This is a genomic window from Ramlibacter sp. PS4R-6 (assembly GCF_037572775.1).
GTDB lineage: Bacteria > Pseudomonadota > Gammaproteobacteria > Burkholderiales > Burkholderiaceae_C > Ramlibacter.
In genome coordinates, this window is sequence record NZ_JBBHKA010000001.1 from 826657 (window position 1) to 846080 (window position 19424).

Genomic DNA, 19424 nt, shown 5'->3' on the forward strand with positions numbered 1-19424 from the left:
CCCGGGGGCGGGAAAGACTCCCATCTCGGCAGGGAGTCTGGAGAACCTGCTCACTCGCCCGGGCGCAACGGCTTGCGCATCACGAACGGGCCGGGCGGCGACGCCATCCGGGCGTAATCCGCCGGCACGCGGAAGAGCTGCGCATCCGGCTCGCCGCGCGCCACGTTCTGGACGCGGAAGCTGTCCTCGCCGGCCATCGGGTCCACGTCACGCGTGCGCAGCGTGATCCCCAGCTCGGGCGAACTCCATACCTCATTGATGATCGTGATGGGCTTTTCGTTCCCGATGCGGCCCGCCTCGATCGTCCACGTCGTGCGCTTGCCGTCGGCGCGCAGCCCTTCGACCGTGTCGGCGGGCAACAGCGTCGTGGCGCCGGGCCCGCGCGGCCCGATGAGCCGCGCGTGAAACGCCACCGGCGGCGGCATGCCGTCCAGGTGCGGGGCGTGCAGCGCGATGCGCGGCGGCTCGGGCATGTGCGGCATCTCCGGCGGCGGCGGCACGTCGCCACCGCCGAGCTTCAGCTTGTCCTTGAAGCGCTCGCCCCACTGCCTGAACTGTTCGCCCCACTCTCTCATGCGGTCGGTGAATTTCGGGTCGGGGATCGCCAGCGGCTGGCGCGGCAGGTCCAGCTTCACGGCGAGCCTGCGTTCGGGGTCCAGCACCCAGTTCTCCTTGGCCACCGGGTCGCGCAGGAACACGCGCGTGCCGCCGCCGCGCGTCGTCACTTCCTGCCGCGTGCGGCCCTGGCCGTCGCGGCACTGGCGCGAGGCCTGCCGCTGCACGATGCGGTTGCCGTCGGCGAGCGCCTGCACGCTCTCGTGCACGGCGTCGGCGCAGTAGGGCGCGCCCTGCACGATGCGCTCCTGCTCCAGCTGCGCGCCGGCGACGAACAGCAGGTCGTGGCGCATGGGGCCGCCCAGCACCTGGCCTTGCAGGTCGGGGCCCAGGCGCCCTTCAGGCGGCGTTTGCGCGAACGCGCACGAGCTGGTGCACAGCGACACCGCCAGTGCGAGCGTGGGGATCGGTTTCATGGGGGGTCCCTCCGGGAAAGTCAGCGGTTGAAGCGCACGGCGAGCACGTCGCCCGAGCTGTGCATGAGCAGTTGCGCGGGCACGCGCTCGCCGGCGCGCGCGGGGTCGTAAGGCAGGCCGAGCGCGGCCAGGCGCGCCTGCGGCAGTTCGGTGTTGACCACCCAGGTGCGCGCGGCATCGCCCTGGGCGCGCTGCCATTCGTCGGCGCTCACCAGGCGCACGAAGCCGTCGGCGTCGGCGGTGGTGGCGGGCTGCTGCGCATCGGCCGGCAGCATCGAATGCACCACCAGCGCGATGGCGAGCGTGGCCGCGGCGGTCGACAGGCCGGCCCAGCCGAGCCATGCGGCCCAGGGCCTGCGCGGGGGTGCGGCCTCGGCGCGATCGAGGTGGCGATGGATGGCGGCTTGCAGCGTGGCCGGCGGCAGCTGCTGGCGCAGCTCGTGCGCGGCGAGCGCGAAGCGGCGCGTGAGGTCGGTGGCGGTCTTCATGGCGTGGTCGTCATAGCGTTGGGGGCGAGCGCTTCGGCGAGGCGCTTGCGGGCGCGGTGCAGTCGGGTGCGCAGCGTGTTGGTCTCCACGCCGGCGATCTGCGCGGCTTCGGTGTAGCTGCGCTCCTGGATATCCACCAACACCACGGCTTCGCGGAACACCCAGGGCAGGCGGGCGATCTCGCGCCACAGGGAATGCGTTTCCTGCGTGCGGGCGAGCTCGATCTCGGGCGTGTGCGTGTGGGGCACGTCGGCGGCGCCTTCGTCCTCCTCCTCGAGTGTCGAGAAGGGCGAGGCCTCGCGCCAGCGCGCCAGCAATTTGTAGCGCGCGATGCCGCACAAGTAGGCGCGCAGAGGGCCTTGCGTGCGGTCGTAGCCGCCCGGTTTTTCCGCGAGCTGGATGAAGGCGTCCTGCACCGCGTCGGCGGCCCAGGCGGGGTTGCCGCACATCGCGACGGCGAAGCGGTAGACCTCGGCCGCCTCGGCGCGGTAGATGAGGTCCAGCGCCTGGCGATCGCCGGCGGCCAGGCGCCCCATCAGGTCGGATTCATCGGCGGGGCGCTTTCTTGCGGGCCAGAGCGTCAAGGGCAGGTCGTTTCTTCGAGCGGTTCCTGCACTCTATTGCGGCGAGATGTCCGCAAAGTTCCCGGATTGTTTCTACGGCGTTTCCACGCGCCCGTCGGGGTACTTGGCGAAGCGCTTCGGCTCGCGCCCGTGCACGGGCGCGCTGTCGTCCCACTTCCAGCCGCCGAACTGCGTGTGGCGGTAGTCCTGCATGGCCTGCATGATCTCGGCCTGCGTGTTCATCACGAAGGGGCCGTACTGCGCCACCGGTTCGGCGATGGGGCGGCCCTGCAGCAGCAGGAATTCCGCGCCGCCTTCGCCGCCCACGAGTTCCACCGCCGCATCGCCGCGCAACTGCACCGCCGACGGCGCCGCCACCTCGCGGCCCGCGACACGCGCCGAACCGCGGAAGACGTACAGCACGCGCTGCGTGCCCTCGCCCGTCGCGGCGGGCAGCGTCCACGACGCGCCGGCCTGAGAGCGGATCGTCCAGATCGCGACGTCGGAGCCGGCCTGCGCGGCCCACGACTCCGGCGGCGGCGCGAGCGGGGCACCGGCGCCTTGCAACTCGCCCGCGATCACGCGCACCACGGTCTCGCGACCGGCGTCGTCCTTCGCCACCAGCCGCGGCACCTCGTTGGCCCAGAACATCGTGAAGTGCGGCTTCACCATCTTCGACTTCGCCGGCAGGTTCAGCCAGATCTGGAACAGCTCCACCGGGTTGCCGGCGTCCTCGCGCAGCAGCGGGAACATCTCCGAGTGCACGATGCCCTCGCCCGCCGTCACCCACTGCACGTCGCCTTCGCCGAAGCGCGCGCTCGCACCCAGCGAATCCGAGTGGTCGATGAGGCCCTTGCGCACGAGGGTCACGGTCTCGAAGCCGCGGTGCGGGTGCGCGGGAAAGCCCGGCACGCTGTCGCCGTGGTACATGCTCCAGCCGTCCTTGCGGCTGAAGTCCGAGCCGATCTCGCGCCCGGCCAGCGCGGCCTTCGGGCCGAATTCGCCGTTGCCTTGCGGGTAGGCATCGTCGTGCCAGGCGCAGAACAGGAACGGGTCGACGGTGGCCCAGGGAAAGCCGAGCGGCTGCACGGCCAGGATGGGGGAGGTTGTGCTCATGGTCCCTCGCAGATGGGGCCGGTGCCGGCGTTCGGAAGGGCGCGGCGCCGCAACGCAGCGTTGCGCCCGTGGAACGTCAGTGGTGGTGACCGCCCGCGCCGTGCACGTGGCGGTGGGCGATCTCCTCGCCGCTCGCCTTGCGCACGCTCGTCACCTTCAGGTGGAACTTCAGTTCCCTGCCGGCCAGCGGGTGGTTGCCGTCCAGGAACACCTGGTCGCCCTTGATCTTCATCACGTGGAAGACGTGCGGGCGCCCGTCGTCGGTGACGCCTTCCAGCTGGCCCCCCACCTTCACGCCGGGCGGGAATTCCTTGCGGGAGATGGTGCGCACCAGGCCTTCGTCGCGCACGCCGAAGGCGTCCACCGGCTGCAGGTGCAGCGAGATTTCGGCGCCCGCTTCCTTGCCTTCCAGCGCTTCCTCGATCTTGGGCAGCGTGTTGTCGTAGCCGCCGTGCAGGTACACCATGGGCTCGCGGCTTTCCTCGACGAGCTTGCCGCTGGCCTCGGCCACCTTGTAGCGCACGGAGACGACCGTGTCTTTCTCGATCTTCATGCCGGCGATTCTGCCCGAGGCGGTAAAGTCGCGTCCTCCATGGCAGAAGAAACGAAGAAGAAGCGTCCCTTCGTCGACGCACGACCGGTGCTCGACAAGCTCGCGCACGCCCACCCCCAGCTCTTCGGCGCGCGCTTCCTGCCGCTGAAGGTCGGGATCTTCGAGGAATTGATGGCGGCGCACGCCGGCGCGTTCACCAAGGACGAGCTCAAGGCCGCGCTGGCCTTCCACGCGCGCTCGACGCGCTACCTCGAAGCGGTGGCCTCGGGCGCGCAGCGCCACGGGCTGGACGGCACGCCCGCCGGGGCGATCGCGCCCGAGCACGTGCACCACGCGATCATGGAAGTGTTCAAGCGGCGCAAGCTGCGGTCCAAGGAAGACCTCAAGCCCTGGGTCGTGGCGCGGCTGGTACGCGCGATCGATGCGTCGGGCCTGGACCGCGCCGCCTACACCGAGCTCGTCAACGCGAAGGACGACGAATCGGCGGCGTTGCTCGATGCCGCTTTCGCCGAGATCGGCGCGCGCCAGGCCAAGCGCGAGGCGCTGCGCCGCGCTTTCGAGGCCAGCGGCAAGTCGGTCGCCGAGTTCGCGGAGATGTACGGCCTGCCGGCGGCCGACGTGAAGGAAGCGGTGGGCTAGCTAGCCCTCGTCGCGGATCTTGTACTGCGACGCCAGCTGGTGCTGCACGTTGGGCGGCACCGGCTCGTAGTGGCTGAACGCCAGCGTGTAGCCGCCCTGCCCGCCGGTCAGCGAGTTCAGGCGCGACTGGTAGCTGGCCAGCTCCGACAGCGGCGCCTGCGCGATCACCGTGAGCGACCCCGCGCTGGTCGACTGCGTGCCGTTGACCTGGCCGCGGCGCGACGACAGGTCGCCGGTGATGTCGCCCATGAACTGCTCGGGTGCGGAAATCTCCACGTCGACGATGGGCTCCAGCAGGCACGGCCGCGCCGATTGCACGGCGGACTGCAGCGCCTTCTTGGCGGCGGTGACGAAGGCGATTTCCTTGCTGTCCACCGAGTGGTGCTTGCCGTCGTACACGACGACCTTCAGGTCCACCACGGGGTAGCCCGCGAGCACGCCCTCTTCCATCGCCGAGCGCACGCCCTTTTCCACGGCGGGCATGAAGTTGTGCGGGATGGCGCCGCCCTTGACCTCGTCGACGAACTGGAAGCCGGTGCCGCGCGGCAGCGGCTCGATGCGCAGGAACACCTCGCCGAACTGGCCGGCGCCGCCGGTCTGCTTCTTGTGGCGGTGGTGGCCCTCGGCCGGCGAGGTGATGGTCTCGCGGTAAGCGATCTTGGGCGGCTTGGTCGCCACCTGGCAGTTGTGCACGTCCTGCAGGCGGTCGAGCAGCGCGCGCAGGTGCAGGTCACCCAGGCCGTACACCACGGTTTCGTTGGTCGAGGCCGCATGCTCCACGCGCAGGCACGGGTCTTCGCTCACCAGCTTGATCAGGATGTCGTGCAGGCGCTGCTCGTCGCCGCGGCGCTTGGGCTCGATGGCCAGACCGTGCACCGCGACCGGGAAGGTGAGCGGCGCGAGGTGGATGTGGTCGTCCTCGGCGGCGTCGTGCAGCACGGCATCGAAGTGCAGCTCTTCCACCTTGGCGATGGCGCAGATGTCGCCGGGCACGGCCTTGGCGACTTCCTTCATTTCCTTGCCCTGCAGCGTGAACAGGTGGCCCACCTTGAAGGGGCGGCGCGCGTCGCCGACGTACAGCTGGCTGTCCTTGGTGACCGTGCCCTGGTGCACGCGGATGATGCCCATCTTGCCGACGTAAGGGTCCTGCGTGACCTTGAAGACATGCGCCAGCACGTGCTTGGCGGGATCGGGGAGCGCCTGGATCGGCACCGCGTCGGCGCCTTCGCCGCGCAGGAATTTCGGCGGGTTGCTTTCGGTCGGGTCGGGCAGCAGCTTGGCGATCACGTCGAGCAGTTCGGTCACGCCCGCGCCGGTGCGCGAGGACACGAAGCAGATCGGGATCAAATGCCCTTCGCGCAGCGCCTGTTCCAGCGGCGCATGCAGCTCCGACGGGTCGATGTCGCCGTCGTTGAGGTAGCGCTCGACGAATTCCGAATCGACCTCGACGATCTGTTCGACGATGGCGCTGTGCGCCTTGGCGACGGAGGAGAAGTCGGTCGCCTCGCTGCTCGCGCCGCGGTCCCAGAAGCAGTCCAGCACCCGCAGGCCGTTGGCGGCGGGCAGGTTCACCGGCAGGCATTCCTTGCCGAAGGTTTCCTGGATCTGCTGCACCACCGCCTCGAGGTTGACGCCCTGCGCGTCGATCTTGTTGACGACGATGATGCGGTCGCGCTCGCGCTCGGCCGCCCACTTCATCATGCGCACGGCCATGGGCTCGACGCCGGTGGTGGCGCTGAGGACGACGGCCGCCGTCTCCACCGCTTCCAGCGCCGGCAGCGACTGGCCGAGGAAGTCGCCGCCGCCGGGCGTGTCGATCACGTACGCGTGCACGCCGGCGTGGCGCAGGTTGACCACGGCGGCGTTGAGCGAGCGCTGGGCCTTCTTCTCGAGCGGGTCGTAGTCGCTGACGGTGCCGCCCTTTTCCACCAGGCCGGGGCTGCCGATGGCGCCGGCCTTCCACAGCAGGGCTTCCGTGAGGCTGGTCTTCCCCGACGTTGCCGGTCCGACCAGCGCGAGGGTGCGGATCTGGGCAATGTCCGATGCAGTGGGCATCACGGGCCTCCTTCGGAATCAGATGGGCGGGAGGGCCATGTTAAGCCCCGGATCGCCCGGCTGGCTAGGGCGAACCACTAGCCGCGATGCTCAGCCGATGGAAAAGAATTGTTTGGCTAGGACATCCGCAGCGCCATGACGCCGGCGACGATGGCCGCCGTGCCGGCCACGCGCCGCGCATCGAAGCGTTCCTTCAGGAACCACGCACCCAGGACGGCCGCGAACAGCACCGAGGTTTCGCGCAGCGCCGCCACCATGGCCACGGGCGCGCGCGTCATCGCCCACAGCGCGATGCCGTAGGAGCCCAGCGAAGCCACCGCGCCGATGGTCGCCACCGGCCAGCGCTTGCGCGCATAGGGCCACACGACCGCGCCGCGCCGCCGCAGGAACACCATCAGCGCGAAGGGCCAGCCGTCCAGCGCGAACAGCAGCACGACGTACTGCAGCGGGTTGCCGCTGGCGCGCGCGCCCAGCGCATCGACCACCGTGTAGATCGCGATCACCACCGCGTTGGCCAGCGCGAACGCCACCGCGCGCGGCGAATCCACCGCGTGGCGCGACAGGCCCAGCGCCAGCACGCCGCAGCTGATGCCCAGCACGCCCGCCCAGGCCAGCGGCGCGAGCGTCTCGCCCAGCGTCAGCGAGGCCGACAGCGCGACGAGCAGCGGCGCCGTGCCGCGCATGAGCGGGTAGGTCAGGCCCAGGTCGCCGTGCTTGTACGCGCCGGTGAGCGCGACGTAGTAGCCGATGTGGATGGTGACCGAGCACGCGATGTACGGCCACGACTCGCGCGCCGGCAGGCCGACGAGGAACACCAGCGGCACCGTGATGAGCGAGCCGATCAGGTGGATGACCGCGGTGTCGAGCGCCTTGTCGGCGCTGGACTTGACCAGCGCGTTCCAGCTGGCGTGCAACAGCGCGCCGAACATCACCGCGCCGGCGACGCCCCAGGTGAGGGTCATGCCGGCATCACGCGATGGCGTCGCGGGCCAGCACGCAGCGGCGCGCACGCGCCAGGAAATGCGCCAGCGGCGGCGTCGCGGCGCCGGCGGTCTTGGCCGCGTCGTCCCACAGGCGCAGCCGCACCGCGTCGACGGCGCCCGGCTGCAGGATGAACGCCTCGGCCTGGCCCTCGTTGAAGATGCCGCCCTGCAGGCCCAGCGAGCGCTTGGAGTCCTCCGACAGCGCCGCGAAGTAGCCGTCGCGCATCGCGCACAGGTAGCGCTTGGCGTCCACGTGCAGGCGGATCGGGTCCAGCACCTTCGAGCCGAAGGTGCCGCGCAGGAAGGGCAGGGCGCGGAACTGGTGGACGTCGTCCAGGCCGCGCAGCGTCGGCGTCTCGCCCAGGTCGTGGAGCATGTGGCCGAGGTCGTGCAGCAGGGCCGCAGTGACCATCTCGTCGCTGGCGTCCTCGGCTTCGGCCAGCGCCGCCGATTGCAGCGCGTGCTCGAGCTGCGTCACGGGTTCGCCGGCGTACATCTCGCCGCCGCGCACGGCGAAGAGCTCCTCGATTTCCTCGACGCTCAGGGCCATGGCAGCGAGTAGGTTTTCAGGTTCGTGAAGCCCTTCATCGCCTCCTGCACGCCTTCCTTGTAGCCCAGGCCCGAGTCCTTGATGCCGCCGAAGGGCGTGAGCTCCAGCCGGAAGCCCGGCACCTCGCGCACGTTCACCGTGCCCACCTGCAATTCGCTGACGAAGCGCGTGATGTAGTCCAGCCGGTTGGTGCACACCGAACTCGACAGGCCGTAGGCCGTGCCGTTGCTGATGGCGATCGCCTCGTCGATGCTCTCGAAGGTGATGATGGGCGAGACGGGGCCGAAGGTTTCCTGGCGCACCACGGTCATCTCGGGGCGCACCCTGTCGATGACCGTGGGCGCGTACAGCGCGCCTTCGCGCTGGTTGCCCACCAGCAGGCGCGCGCCCAGCGACACGGCTTCCTCCACGCGGGCCTGGAACATCTTGGCCGCGCCCTCGTCGATGACGGTGCCCATGTCGTTCTTCGCATCCGTGGGGTTGCCGTACTTCCACGCTCGCGTCTTCTCGACGACCGCCTCGGTGAACTGCGCCGCCACGGCCTCGTGCACCAGCATGCGCTTGACGGCGGTGCAGCGCTGGCCCGAGTTCTTGTACGAGCCCTGCACCGCCAGCGACGACGCCTCGTCGATGTCGGCGTCTTCCATCACGATGATCGGGTCGTTGCCCCCCAGCTCCAGCACGACGCGGCGATAGCCGGCCTTGGAGGCGATGTACTTGCCGATGGGCACGCCGCCGGTGAAGGTGACGAGGTCCACGTGCGCATCGGTGATGAGTTCGTCGGCGATTTCCGCCGGGTCGCCGGTGATCACCGACAGCATGGCGGGCGGCAGGCCCGCCTCGTACAGGATGTCGGCGAAGAGGATCGCGGAGAACGGCACCTTCTCCGAGGGCTTGAGCACCATGCGGTTGTTGGTCGCCACCGCGGGCACCACCTTGTGCGCCACCTGGTTCATCGGGTGGTTGAAGGGCGTGATGGCGCTGATCACGCCCAGCAGCGGCGAGCGCTGCGTGTAGACGCGGCGGCGCCGGCCGTGCGGCGTGAGGTCGCAGCTGAAGATCTCGCCGTCGTCCTTGAGCACTTCGCTCGCGCCGAAGGTGAGCACGTCCGCCACGCGGCCGGTCTCGTACAGCGAGTCCTTCACGCACAGGCCCGACTCCGCCGTGATCAGCGCCGAGATCTCGGCCGCGCGCTCGCGCACGATCGCGGCCGCCTTGGCCAGGATGTCGGCGCGCTCGAAGCGCGTGAGCAGCGGCCGGAAGGCGTGCGCCAGCGCGAAGGCCTCGCGCACCTCCTGCACCGTGGCCTTGGGCACGGCGCCGATGCGTTCGCCGGTGTAGGGGTTGGTGACGGGGATGCAGGCATCGCGGCCCGCGCCCACGCGCTCGCCGCCGATGCGCATCGCATCGAGCTGGCGGCTGCGGATGAAGTCACTGCGCATGGTTCAGCGCGAGGTCGAAGGCGTCGAAGTTGCGGAAGCGCCGGGCGGAGTCTACGCCGCGCAGCGGCCGGTTGACCACCAGCGGCACCTTCTGCTCGCTCACGCCGCCGTGCGAGCGCAGCGGCGCGTCCAGGCCCGACAGGTCGTGGCGCGACGCCGACGTGCCGATGACGGTGAAGCGCTCGGACACGCACACCAGGTCGCCGATGCGGTCGGCGGGCAGCTCGAAACGCTGCGCCGCCTGCTCGCGCGCCAGCACGGTTTCCATGCCGCGGATTTGCTGCACGTCGGTGGCGAGGTCGCTCGCGCGCACGCCGGGCGGCAGGTACACCGTGGCGAAGGAGCCGAGCGCGCCGTGGTGCACCACGTAGGGGTCGGTGATGGGCAGGATCACGCGCGCGGCGGCCGGCCCGAGCTTCCTGTCGAACCAGTCCTGCAGGTAGATGACGTCGGGCGTGCCGTCCATCTTCACCTTCGAATTCATGCCGTGGTCGGCCGTGAGCGCGATGACGCAGCCGGCTTCGTCGAGCTGCGCGAGGTAGCTGTCCATCATCGCGTAGAAGGCGTTGGCTTCCGGCGCGCCCGGCGCGTGCTTGTGCTGCACGTAGTCGGTGGTCGACAGGTACATGATGTCCGGCCGTTCGCGCTGCATCAGCTTCACGCCGGCGGCGAAGACGAACTCCGACAGCTGCGCGCTGTACACGTCCGGCACCGGCATGCCCACCAGCGCGTTGACACCGGTGATGCCGTTCTCTTCCTGCGTGGCCTGGTCGGACTTCTCGGAGGAAAAGCAGATGCCCTCGGCCATGCCGTGCCCGAGCAGGCGGCGCAGCTTGTCCTTGGCAGTGACCACCGCGACCTTCTTCCCGGCGCCGGCCAGCGCGGCCAGGATCGTCGGCGCGAGCAGCCACTTCGGGTCGTTCATCATCACCTCGGTGCCGCTGGCGACGTCGAAGAGGTAGTTGCCGCAGATGCCGTGCACGGAAGGCGGCGCACCGGTGACGATCGAGAGGTTGTTGGGATTGGTGAAGCTGGGCACCACGCAGTCGGCCACCAGCCCCGCGCCCTGCGCCAGCGTGCGCTTCAGCCAGGGCATGTGGCCGGCGGCCACCGCCTGCGCGAGGTAGTCGGGCTCGCAGCCGTCGACGCACACGACGACCGTGGGCGCCTTGGGCAGCGCATAGCGGCGCTCATTGACTTGCAGCACGTCGTCCCTTCTTCGCCTGCGCCTCGCTGCGCTTGAGGTGGTTGGCGATGGTGCGCTCCTTGCTGTCCATCACGTGGTCGAACATGGCGCGGCCCGCCGCGTCGGGGTCGCCCGAGGCGATGGCCTTGATGATCTGGCGGTGTTCGCCGGCCGAGATCGGCAGCAGCCAGCCGTCGGCCAGGTTCAGGCGGCGGAACAGCGACAGCTCCTTGATCAGCTTGCGGTAGATGGCCGTGAGCTTGGAGTTGCCGGCCATCTCCACCAGGCGGTCGTGGAACTTCAGGTTCAGCAGGTGGTAGCCGCGCGCGTCCTCGGCCTTCACGGCCTTTTCCATCGCATCGACCAGGGCCTTGATCTCCTTCAGCTGCGCCGGCGTGATGGCTTCTGCGAGCTTGCGGCCCACCAGTTCGTCCATCGCGGCGCGCAGGTCGAAGATCTCCACCGCCTCCTCGATCGGGATGTCGCGCACGAACACGCCGCGGTTCTTCTCCGTGCGCACGAGCCCCGCCTCCTCGAGCATGCGGAAGGCCTCGCGCACCGGGCCGCGCGAGACGCCCAGGCGCTCGGCGATGTTGGCCTCCACCAGCTTGGCGCCGGGCGCGTACTCGCCCTGCAGGATGGCGCGCTCGATCTCCTGCTGCACCACGCTCGTGAGCGAGCTGGTCTGCAGCAGGGCGATGGTGGGATGCGGGACCGCGTTCACGCGCCGGATCATACGGCGATTGTCGACAATCTGCAAAAAACAATTGACAGCCCGGCGCGGCGCGGCGTCAAATGCCGGCACCCTTGGAGAGGAGTGTTCCCATGCGTCGCTACGCTTTTGTGTCATTCGCTTCCGCCCTGATCGCCCTCTCGGGCGCCGCCTTTGCGCAAAAGGCGCAGCTGCTGGTCTACACGGCCCTGGAAACCGACCAGCTCAAGGCCTACGAGGAGGGCTTCCGCCGCACCAACCCCGACATCGAGATCAAGTGGGTGCGCGATTCCACCGGCGTCATCACAGCCAAGCTGCTGGCGGAGAAGAACAACCCGCAGGCCGACGTCGTGATGGGCGTGGCCGCGTCCAGCCTGGCGCTGCTGGACAAGAACGGCATGCTGCAGCCGTACGCGCCGCTGAACCTCGACGCGATCATGACGAAGTACCGCGACCCCAAGAACCCGCCGGCGTGGTTCGGCATGGACGTGTGGGGCGCGACGGTCTGCTTCAACACGGTGGAAGCGCAAAAGCGCAACATCCCCAAGCCCGAGACCTGGAAGGACCTGACCAAGCCCGTCTACAAGGGCCAGATCGTCATGCCCAACCCGGCGTCCTCGGGCACCGGCTTCTTCGACGTGGCTGCCTGGCTCACGCTCTGGGGCGACGACAACGGCAAGGGCGGCGGCTGGAAGTACATGGACGCGCTGCACGAGAACATCGCGCAGTACACGCACTCCGGCTCGAAGCCCTGCAACATGGCCGCCGCCGGCGAGTACATCATGGGCATCTCCTTCGAGTACCGCGGCAACACCAACAAGGCCAAGGGCGCGCCCATCGACCTGGTGTTCCCCAAGGAAGGCCTGGGCTGGGACCTGGAGGCCTTCGCCATCCACAAGGGCACGAAGAAGCTCGATGCCGCCAAGAAACTCGCCGACTGGGCCTCGAGCAAGGACGCGATGCTCCTCTACGGCAAGAACTTCGCCATCACCGCGCAGCCCGGCGTGGCGGCGCCGCTGGCCAACGTGCCCAAGGACTACGAGTCGCGCCTGGTGAAGATGGACTTCGCCACCACCGCGGCCAACCGCGAGCGCGTGCTGGACGAGTGGAAGAAGCGCTACGACGCCAAGACGGAGAAGCGTTGAGGCACGGCGGCGGTGGAGGGCCGGGCAAGGTGAACAGCGACACCGCCCTCGAACTGCGCCGCATCCGCAAGGCCTTCGGCGCGTTCACGGCGCTGGCGGGCATCGACCTGGAGATCCGCAAGGGCGAGTTCGTCTGTTTCCTCGGGCCCTCGGGCTGCGGCAAGACGACGCTGCTGCGCATCATCGCGGGGCTGGAGGTGCAGACCTCCGGCGAGGTGTGGCAGGGCGGGCGTGACATCTCGCGCCTGCCGCCCGCCGAGCGCGACTACGGCATCGTGTTCCAGAGCTATGCGCTCTTCCCCAACCTCACGGTCGCCGACAACGTCGCCTATGGCCTGGTGAACCGGCGCAAGCCGCGCGCGGAGATCGCCGCGCGCGTGACGGAGCTGCTCAAGCTGGTCGGCCTGCCGGGCAGCGAGAAGAAATACCCCGGGCAGCTGTCGGGCGGGCAGCAGCAGCGCATCGCACTGGCGCGCGCATTGGCCACCTCGCCGGGCCTGCTGCTATTGGACGAGCCGCTGTCGGCGCTCGACGCGCTGGAGCGCGTGCGCCTGCGCTCGGAGATCCGCGCGCTGCAGCAGAAGGTGGGCGTCACCACCATCATGGTCACGCACGACCAGGAAGAGGCGCTGTCGGTGGCCGACCGCATCGTGGTGATGAACCACGGCGCCATCGAACAGGTCGGCTCGCCCATGGACATCTACCGCGAACCGGCGTCGCCCTTCGTCGCCGATTTCGTCGGCAAGGTGAACATGATCCCGGTGCAGGTGAGCGGCGGCGCGATCCGCTTCGGCTCGCTCGCCATCCCCTGCGACGGCGCCGACCGCGAAGCGCGCATCTACCTCAGGCCCGAGGACGTGCTGGCGCGCCCCATCGCGCCCGGCGATGCGCACGTGTTCGACGCGCGCATCGAGAAGATCGAGTTCCTCGGCTCCTACTGCCACGTCAAGGTGGCCTCGCCGGCACTGGCGGAGAACAAGCTCACGGTCTACCTGTCGCTCAACTACCTGGCCGAGCAATCGCTCGCCGAAGGTTCGGCGATCCAGCTGAAGCTCCTGCCCGAGCGCATCAAGGTGTTCTGATGGCCGCGGTGCTGCCTCCTGCGGGTGAAGTCGCCGCCCCGGTGAGGCAATCGGCGCACTGGACCGACCGCATCGCGCACGGCGCGCTTCTGCTGGTTGCGCTGGCGCTCGTCGCCTTCCTCGCGCTGCCGCTCGGCGCCATCCTCATCCACTCGCTCCAGGGCAAGCAGGACGAGTTCGTCGGCCTGGCGAACTTCATCGAGTACGCGCGCACGCCGGCCCTGCTGCAAAGCCTGTGGAACAGCGTGTGGGTGTCGGCGGTGGTGACGCTGGTCACCGTGCCCCTGGCGTTCGGCTTCGCCTACGCGCTGGCGCGCTCGTGCATGCCGTACAAGGCGCTGTTTCGCGGCATCACGCTGGTGCCGCTGCTGGCGCCCTCGCTGCTCGCGGCCATCTCGCTGATCTACTGGTTCGGCAACCAGGGCGTGCTCAAGGGCGCGATGAACGACATCGGCATCCCGCAAATCTACGGCGCGCCGGGCATCGTGGTGGCCGAATGCTTCGCGACCTTCCCGCATGCGCTGATGATCCTGGTGACGGCGCTCACGCTGGCCGACGCGCGGCTGTACGAGGCCGCCGACGCGATGGGCACAACCGCCGCGCGCAAGTTCTTCACCATCACCTTGCCGGGCGCCAAGTACGGCCTGATCTCCGCGGCGCTGGTGACCTTCACGCTGGTCATCACCGACTTCGGCATCCCCAAGGTGATCGGCGGCAGCTTCAACGTGCTGGCCACCGACGTCTTCAAGCTGGTGATCGGGCAACAGGACTTCGCCAAGGGCGCGGTGGTCGCGCTGCTGCTGCTGGCGCCCGCAGTCATCACCTTCGCGGTCGACAACTACGTGAGCCGCCGCCAGACCGCGATGCTCACCGCGCGCGCCGTGCCGTACCGCCCGCAGCGTTCGCCCCGCTACGACGCCGTGATGACGGCCTACTGCACGGTGATCGCGCTGCTGGTGCTGGCCATGCTGGGCATGGCGATCTTCGCGTCGTTCGCCACCTTCTGGCCCTACGACCTCAAGCCGAGCCTGCGCCACTACCTGCTCGGGCTCGTGGATGCCGAAGTCGGCGACGCCTTCGTCAACAGCCTGAAGATGGCCGCGGGCACGGCGGTGTTCGGCACCGCGCTGGTGTTCTGCACCGCCTACCTGCTGGAAAAGACCAAGGGCTTCGACGCCGTGCGCGGGCCCCTCAAGCTGCTGGCCATGTTGCCGATGGCGGTGCCGGGCCTGGTGCTGGGCCTGGGCTACATCTTCTTCTTCAACGCGCCGGGCAACCCGCTGAACTTCCTGTACCACTCGCTGGCGCTGCTGACGCTGTGCACCATCGTCCACTTCTACACGACGGGCCACCTGACGGCGGTGACGGCGCTGAAGTCGCTGGACGCCGAGTTCGAGGCCGTGAGCGCGTCGCTGAAGGTGCCGTTCTTCCAGACCTTCTGGCGCGTGACGCTGCCGATCTGCACGCCGGCGCTGGTGGACATCGCGCGCTACTTCTTCATCAACGCCATGACGACGATCTCGGCCGTGGTGTTCCTGTATTCACCCGAGACCAAGGTGGCGGCCATCGCCATCCTGAACCTCGACGAGGCCGGCGAGACCGGCGCCGCCGCCGCGATGGCCATCCTCATCTTCGCCGCCTCGGCGATCGCCACGCTGCTCTTCATGAGCGCCGCGTGGTGGCTGGACCGGCGCACGCAGGCCTGGCGCACCACCACCAAGGACTAGGAGACACACGATGGACCGCGACCGCATCCTGCTCACGCCGGGGCCGCTGACGACGACGCTGCGCACCAAGCTCGTCATGCTGCGCGACTGGGGTTCGTGGGACGCCGACTTCAATGCCGTGACCGCCCGCGTGCGCAAGAGCCTGCTCAAGGTTCTGCACGCCGAAGGGACCCACGTGGTGGTGCCCCTGCAGGGCAGCGGCACCTTCAGCGTCGAGGCCGCGGTGGCGACGCTGGTGCCGCGCGACGGCCATGTGCTGGTGCTGGACAACGGCGCCTACTGCAAGCGCGCCGCCAAGCTCACGCAGATGATGGGCCGCCGCTGCACGGTCGTGTCTTTCGACGAAGCCGAGCCGGTGTCGGCGCAGGTGCTGGACCACAAGCTCACCGCCGACACGACCATCACCCACGTGCTGGCCATCCACTGCGAGACCGGCGCCGGCATCTGGAACCCGCTGCAGAAGGTCGCCGACGTGTGCGCGAAGCACGGCAAGGGGCTGATCGTCGACGCCATGAGCTCCTTCGGCGCGCTGCCCATCGATGCGCGCGAGACAAGGTTCGACGCGCTCATCGCCGCCAGCGGCAAGTGCCTGGAAGGCGTGCCGGGCATGGGCTTCGTCTTCATCCGCAAGGCCGTGCTCGACACCTGCGCGGGCAACAGCCAGTCGCTCGCCATGGACCTGCACGACCAGCATGTCTACATGGAGAAGACGGGCCAGTGGCGCTTCACGCCGCCGACGCACGTGCTGGTGGCGCTGGCCGAGGCCATCGCGCAGTTCGAGGAAGAGGGCGGCCAGAGCGCGCGGCTGGCGCGCTACACGCGCAACTACCAGGCGCTGATCGATGGCATGGCGCGGCTGGGCTTCCTGCCCTTCCTCGACCCGCAGGTGCAGGCGCCCATCATCGTCACCTTCCACGCGCCGGGCGACACGCGCTACGACTTCAAGACGTTCTACGAGGCGGCCAAGCAGCGCGGCTTCATCCTGTACCCGGGCAAGCTCACACAGGTGGAGACTTTTCGCGTAGGCTGTATCGGCGCCATCGGGCCCAACGAGATCGAGCAGGCCGTGGAAGCGGTGGCGCACGCGCTGGAGGACATGGGCATCGCCTCCGGGGAGCCTGCGATCAAGGACTGACAAGAACATGGCAACTGCGAAAACCCACCCCGCGCTGCAAGCGGTGCGCAAGTCCGGCGCCAGCAAGGTCAAGGTCGCCTGCAGCGACATCGACGGCGTGCTGCGCGGCAAGTACCTGCACAAGGACAAGTTCGAGGGCGCCACCGACAGCGGCTTCGGCTTCTGCGACGTGGTGTTCGGCTGGGACGTCGGCGACGTCACCTACGACAACACCAGCGTCACCGGCTGGCAGCACGGCTTTCCCGACGCGCTGGCGCGCCTGGACCTGGATACGCACCGCCAGGTGCCGTGGGACGGCAACGTCGACTTCTTCCTCGGCGAGTTCATCAACGCCGACGGCACGCCTTACCCCGTCTGCCCGCGGCAGACCTTGAAGCGCGTGCTGGCCCGCGCGGAGAAGGCCGGCTTCCGCGTGATGACGGGCATGGAGTACGAGTGGTTCAACTTCCGCGAAACGCCGCAGAGCTGGGCCGCGAAGAAGGGCGTGGGGCCGGAGACGATCACGCCGGGCATGTTCGGCTACTCGCTCCTGCGCGCCAACGAGAACCGCGAGTTCTTCAACGCGCTGATGGACGACATGCTGGCCTTTCGCGTGCCGGTCGAAGGCTTGCACACGGAAACCGGGCCTGGCGTCTACGAAGCGGCGATCGGTTTCAGCGAGGCGCTGGAGCAGGCCGACCGCGCCATCCTGTTCAAGCTGGGCGCCAAGGAGATCGGCTCGCGCTACGGGATCATGCCCAGCTTCATGGCGAAGTGGAGCGCGCAGTACCCCGGCTGCAGCGGGCACATCCACCAGTCGCTGTCGGACGGCAAGAAGAACTTGTTCTACGACGAGAAGTCCAAGCGCAAGATGAGCAAGCTCTTCGAGAGCTACCTGGCGGGGCAGGTGCTGTGCCTGATGGAATTCGCGCCAATGTTCTGGCCCACGATCAACAGCTACAAACGCCTCGTCGATGGCTTCTGGGCGCCGGTCAAGCCGACCTGGGGCATGGACAACCGCACGGCGAGCTTCCGCGTGATCGCCGGTTCGCCCAAGTCGACGCGGCTGGAGACGCGCTGCCCCGGCGCCGACGTGAACCCGTACCTGGCGATGGCGGCGGTGATCGCGGCCGGCATCTACGGCGTCGAGAAGGGCTTGAAGCTCACCGCGCCGCCGATCACCGGCACCAACCAGGGCGCGGAGAACATCCCGCGCGCGCCGCGCACGCTGATCGAGACCACGCGCATCTTCCGCGACTCGAAGATCGCCCGCGAGATGCTGGGCGACACCTTCGTCGACCACTTCGCGGCGACGCGCGACTGGGAATGGCGCCAGTGGCTGGACGCCGTGACCGACTGGGAAATGAAGCGCTACTTCGAGATCATCTGATGCCCGGGATGGAAATCCGCCGCCTCGGACCCGACGACGCGCCGGCCTACCGCGCGCTGCGCATGCGCGCGCTGTGGGAATTCCCCGAAGCCTTCACCTCCAGCTGGCAGGAGGACGAGACGCAGCCGATGGAAGTGTGGGAGCTGCGGCTGGCGGGCGAGCATTCGCTGTTCTGGGGCGCGTTCGACGACGGGCAGCTGTGCGGCATGGTCGGGCTGGAGCGCGAGCGCCGCGCCAAGAACCGGCACAAGGCCACCGTCGTCGGGATGTACGTGTCGCAGGAATATTTCGGCACCGGCATGGGCCGTGCGCTCTTCGACGAACTGCTGGCGGGCGCGCGGGCCATGGGGCTCCAGCTGCTGGTGCTGACCGTCACCGAAGGCAACACGGTCGCGACGAATTTCTACGAGGCCGCCGGGTTCCGCTCCTTCGGCATCGAGCCGAAGGCGATCCGGCTGGAAGACCGCTACTACGGCAAGAACCACATGTACCTGGACCTCACGCAAGAAGCGCCATGAGCATCACCGGCATCTCCTTTCCCACCGCGATCCGCTTCGGCGCCGGCGCCCGCAAGGAAGTCGCCAAGCACCTCCTCGACCGCGGCCTGAAGCGCCCGCTCATCGTCACCGACAAGGCGCTCGCCGCGCTGCCGGTGCTCAAGGAATTCCAGTCGCACCTGCAGGGGCTGGACGTCGCCGTGTTCGGCGGCGTGTTCGGCAACCCGACGGCCAGCCAGGCGATGGCCGGCGCGGAAGCCTTCCGCCAGCACAAGGCCGATTGCGTGATCGGCTTCGGCGGCGGCGCGGCGCTGGACGTGGCCAAGGTCGTCGGCATCGCCGCCACGCATGCGGGGCACATCATCGAATACGCGTGGGACCACCCGAAGGTGCGCGCGATCGAGAAGGACCTGCCGTACTTCGTCGCGCTGCCCACCACCGCGGGCACGGGCTCCGAAGTCGGCCGATCGTCGGTGATCAGCGAGGACGACACGCACCTCAAGCGCATCGTGTTCTCGCCGAAGATCCTGGCCAAGTGCGTCTTCGCGGACCCGGAGCTCACGCTGGCGCTGCCGCCGCACGTGACTGCGGCCACCGGCATGGACGCGCTCACGCACAACATCGAGAGCTACCTGTCGCCCGCCTACCACCCGCTGTGCGACGGCATCGCGCTGGAAGGCACGCGCATCGCCGCGCGCTCGCTGGAGACGGCGGTGAAGGAGCCGGGCAACATCGCCGCGCGCAGCGACATGCTGATGGCCTCGATGATGGGCGCGATCGCTTTCCAGAAGGACCTGGGCGCCGTGCACTCGTGCGCGCACGCGCTCGGCGCGGTGTGCGACCTGCACCATGGCCTGGCCAATGCGCTGATGATCGACACGGTGCTGGCCTGGAACCAGGAAAGCGTGCCGGAGAAGTTCGAGGAACTCGCCCATGTGTGCCGCGTCTCCGGCGGCGGCGCGCAGTTCATCCCCTGGCTGCGCGCGCTCAAGGCGCGCGTCGGCATCACCGGCAAGCTGGGTGCGCACGGCGTCAAGCGCGAGCAGCTGCCGCGCCTGGTCGAGATCGCCGTGGCCGACATCTGCCACCAGACCAACCCGCGGCCCGTGCAGGCGGCCGATTTCCAGCGCCTGTTCGAAGCCGCGCTGTAA

At 69.0% G+C, this 19424-nt stretch carries 19 protein-coding genes; 8 read left to right on the forward strand and 11 right to left on the reverse strand.

The window, feature by feature from the left end:
• Positions 1-50: 50 nt before the first annotated feature.
• From WG903_RS04080 to WG903_RS04100, 5 genes are all read right to left on the reverse strand, one after another.
• On the reverse strand, positions 51-1031 hold the full coding sequence (locus tag WG903_RS04080) for a hypothetical protein (RefSeq protein WP_340072945.1): 981 nt from the start codon (positions 1029-1031) through the stop codon (positions 51-53).
• Between the two features lie 20 nt (positions 1032-1051).
• Entirely contained in the window at positions 1052-1519 is a 468-nt protein-coding gene (locus tag WG903_RS04085; protein WP_340072946.1) for a hypothetical protein, read from the reverse strand.
• Positions 1516-2103 (reverse strand): RNA polymerase sigma factor, encoded by a 588-nt coding sequence (locus WG903_RS04090; protein WP_340072947.1) that lies wholly within the window; start codon positions 2101-2103, stop codon positions 1516-1518. The genes WG903_RS04085 and WG903_RS04090 overlap by 4 nt, the downstream gene beginning before the upstream one ends.
• 72 nt (positions 2104-2175) lie before the next feature.
• The gene (locus WG903_RS04095; RefSeq protein ID WP_340072948.1) at positions 2176-3198 is read right to left on the reverse strand and encodes a pirin family protein; all 1023 of its coding nucleotides are present in this window, start codon (positions 3196-3198) and stop codon (positions 2176-2178) included.
• A 76-nt stretch (positions 3199-3274) separates the two neighbouring features.
• On the reverse strand, positions 3275-3751 hold the full coding sequence (locus WG903_RS04100; RefSeq protein WP_340072949.1) for an FKBP-type peptidyl-prolyl cis-trans isomerase: 477 nt from the start codon (positions 3749-3751) through the stop codon (positions 3275-3277).
• Between the two features lie 39 nt (positions 3752-3790).
• Between WG903_RS04100 and WG903_RS04105 the strand changes: the two genes are divergently transcribed.
• A complete protein-coding gene (locus WG903_RS04105; protein ID WP_340072950.1) occupies positions 3791-4390 on the forward strand; it encodes a ProQ/FinO family protein in 600 nt (199 codons plus the stop codon).
• Here WG903_RS04105 and fusA read toward each other — a convergent pair whose 3' ends face one another.
• The 6 genes from fusA to WG903_RS04135 form a co-directional block, all read right to left on the reverse strand.
• Positions 4391-6445, reverse strand: a complete 2055-nt coding sequence (gene fusA / locus WG903_RS04110) for an elongation factor G (protein ID WP_340072951.1) — start codon at positions 6443-6445, stop codon at positions 4391-4393.
• A 116-nt stretch (positions 6446-6561) separates the two neighbouring features.
• Positions 6562-7407 carry an EamA family transporter gene (locus WG903_RS04115; RefSeq protein ID WP_340072952.1) on the reverse strand — a complete coding sequence of 282 codons (846 nt, stop codon included), beginning with the start codon at positions 7405-7407 and terminating at the stop codon, positions 6562-6564.
• Between the two features lie 7 nt (positions 7408-7414).
• The gene (locus tag WG903_RS04120; protein ID WP_340072953.1) at positions 7415-7978 is read right to left on the reverse strand and encodes a phosphonate degradation HD-domain oxygenase; all 564 of its coding nucleotides are present in this window, start codon (positions 7976-7978) and stop codon (positions 7415-7417) included.
• Positions 7969-9420, reverse strand: a complete 1452-nt coding sequence (gene phnY, locus WG903_RS04125) for a phosphonoacetaldehyde dehydrogenase (protein ID WP_340072954.1) — start codon at positions 9418-9420, stop codon at positions 7969-7971. The genes WG903_RS04120 and phnY overlap by 10 nt, the downstream gene beginning before the upstream one ends.
• Positions 9410-10627 carry a phosphonoacetate hydrolase gene (phnA, locus tag WG903_RS04130; protein ID WP_340072955.1) on the reverse strand — a complete coding sequence of 406 codons (1218 nt, stop codon included), beginning with the start codon at positions 10625-10627 and terminating at the stop codon, positions 9410-9412. The genes phnY and phnA overlap by 11 nt, the downstream gene beginning before the upstream one ends.
• Entirely contained in the window at positions 10611-11330 is a 720-nt protein-coding gene (locus WG903_RS04135; protein ID WP_340072956.1) for a phosphonate utilization associated transcriptional regulator, read from the reverse strand. Before WG903_RS04135 ends, phnA begins: the two co-directional genes overlap by 17 nt.
• Before the next feature lie 101 nt (positions 11331-11431).
• On the opposite strand from WG903_RS04135, the gene WG903_RS04140 reads away from it, so the two are divergent.
• From WG903_RS04140 to WG903_RS04170, 7 genes are read left to right on the forward strand one after another with little or no spacing between them, the layout of a single operon-like run.
• Positions 11432-12463, forward strand: coding sequence for a putative 2-aminoethylphosphonate ABC transporter substrate-binding protein (locus WG903_RS04140; protein WP_340072957.1), 1032 nt, complete (start codon positions 11432-11434; stop codon positions 12461-12463).
• A 29-nt stretch (positions 12464-12492) separates the two neighbouring features.
• Positions 12493-13545 (forward strand): putative 2-aminoethylphosphonate ABC transporter ATP-binding protein, encoded by a 1053-nt coding sequence (locus WG903_RS04145; RefSeq protein ID WP_340072958.1) that lies wholly within the window; start codon positions 12493-12495, stop codon positions 13543-13545.
• Entirely contained in the window at positions 13545-15272 is a 1728-nt protein-coding gene (locus WG903_RS04150; protein WP_340072959.1) for a putative 2-aminoethylphosphonate ABC transporter permease subunit, read from the forward strand. Before WG903_RS04145 ends, WG903_RS04150 begins: the two co-directional genes overlap by 1 nt.
• A 10-nt stretch (positions 15273-15282) precedes the next feature.
• Complete coding sequence (locus WG903_RS04155) at positions 15283-16407, forward strand: 2-aminoethylphosphonate--pyruvate transaminase (RefSeq protein ID WP_340072960.1); 1125 nt, start codon at positions 15283-15285, stop codon at positions 16405-16407.
• Positions 16408-16414: 7 nt separating this feature from the next.
• Positions 16415-17776, forward strand: a complete 1362-nt coding sequence (locus WG903_RS04160; protein ID WP_340072961.1) for a glutamine synthetase family protein — start codon at positions 16415-16417, stop codon at positions 17774-17776.
• An 8-nt stretch (positions 17777-17784) separates the two neighbouring features.
• The gene (locus WG903_RS04165) at positions 17785-18294 is read left to right on the forward strand and encodes a GNAT family N-acetyltransferase (protein ID WP_340072962.1); all 510 of its coding nucleotides are present in this window, start codon (positions 17785-17787) and stop codon (positions 18292-18294) included.
• Positions 18291-19424: an iron-containing alcohol dehydrogenase gene (locus tag WG903_RS04170; RefSeq protein ID WP_340072963.1), complete on the forward strand. Its 1134-nt coding sequence runs from the start codon at positions 18291-18293 to the stop codon at positions 19422-19424. Before WG903_RS04165 ends, WG903_RS04170 begins: the two co-directional genes overlap by 4 nt.

Excerpts from the sequence above, each read along its gene's own strand:
- phnY (WP_340072954.1), bottom strand. The coding sequence starts at position 9,420 with ATGCGCAGTGACTTCATCCGCAGCCGCCAGCTCGATGCGATGCGCATC.
- WG903_RS04080 (WP_340072945.1), bottom strand. The coding sequence starts at position 1,031 with ATGAAACCGATCCCCACGCTCGCACTGGCGGTGTCGCTGTGCACCAGC.
- WG903_RS04085 (WP_340072946.1), bottom strand. The coding sequence starts at position 1,519 with ATGAAGACCGCCACCGACCTCACGCGCCGCTTCGCGCTCGCCGCGCAC.
- WG903_RS04170 (WP_340072963.1), top strand. The coding sequence starts at position 18,291 with ATGAGCATCACCGGCATCTCCTTTCCCACCGCGATCCGCTTCGGCGCC.
- WG903_RS04115 (WP_340072952.1), bottom strand. The coding sequence starts at position 7,407 with ATGACCCTCACCTGGGGCGTCGCCGGCGCGGTGATGTTCGGCGCGCTG.
- WG903_RS04150 (WP_340072959.1), top strand. The coding sequence starts at position 13,545 with ATGGCCGCGGTGCTGCCTCCTGCGGGTGAAGTCGCCGCCCCGGTGAGG.
- WG903_RS04095 (WP_340072948.1), bottom strand. The coding sequence starts at position 3,198 with ATGAGCACAACCTCCCCCATCCTGGCCGTGCAGCCGCTCGGCTTTCCC.
- fusA (WP_340072951.1), bottom strand. The coding sequence starts at position 6,445 with ATGCCCACTGCATCGGACATTGCCCAGATCCGCACCCTCGCGCTGGTC.
- WG903_RS04140 (WP_340072957.1), top strand. The coding sequence starts at position 11,432 with ATGCGTCGCTACGCTTTTGTGTCATTCGCTTCCGCCCTGATCGCCCTC.
- WG903_RS04120 (WP_340072953.1), bottom strand. The coding sequence starts at position 7,978 with ATGGCCCTGAGCGTCGAGGAAATCGAGGAGCTCTTCGCCGTGCGCGGC.
- WG903_RS04165 (WP_340072962.1), top strand. The coding sequence starts at position 17,785 with ATGGAAATCCGCCGCCTCGGACCCGACGACGCGCCGGCCTACCGCGCG.
- WG903_RS04105 (WP_340072950.1), top strand. The coding sequence starts at position 3,791 with ATGGCAGAAGAAACGAAGAAGAAGCGTCCCTTCGTCGACGCACGACCG.
- WG903_RS04100 (WP_340072949.1), bottom strand. The coding sequence starts at position 3,751 with ATGAAGATCGAGAAAGACACGGTCGTCTCCGTGCGCTACAAGGTGGCC.
- WG903_RS04160 (WP_340072961.1), top strand. The coding sequence starts at position 16,415 with ATGGCAACTGCGAAAACCCACCCCGCGCTGCAAGCGGTGCGCAAGTCC.
- WG903_RS04155 (WP_340072960.1), top strand. The coding sequence starts at position 15,283 with ATGGACCGCGACCGCATCCTGCTCACGCCGGGGCCGCTGACGACGACG.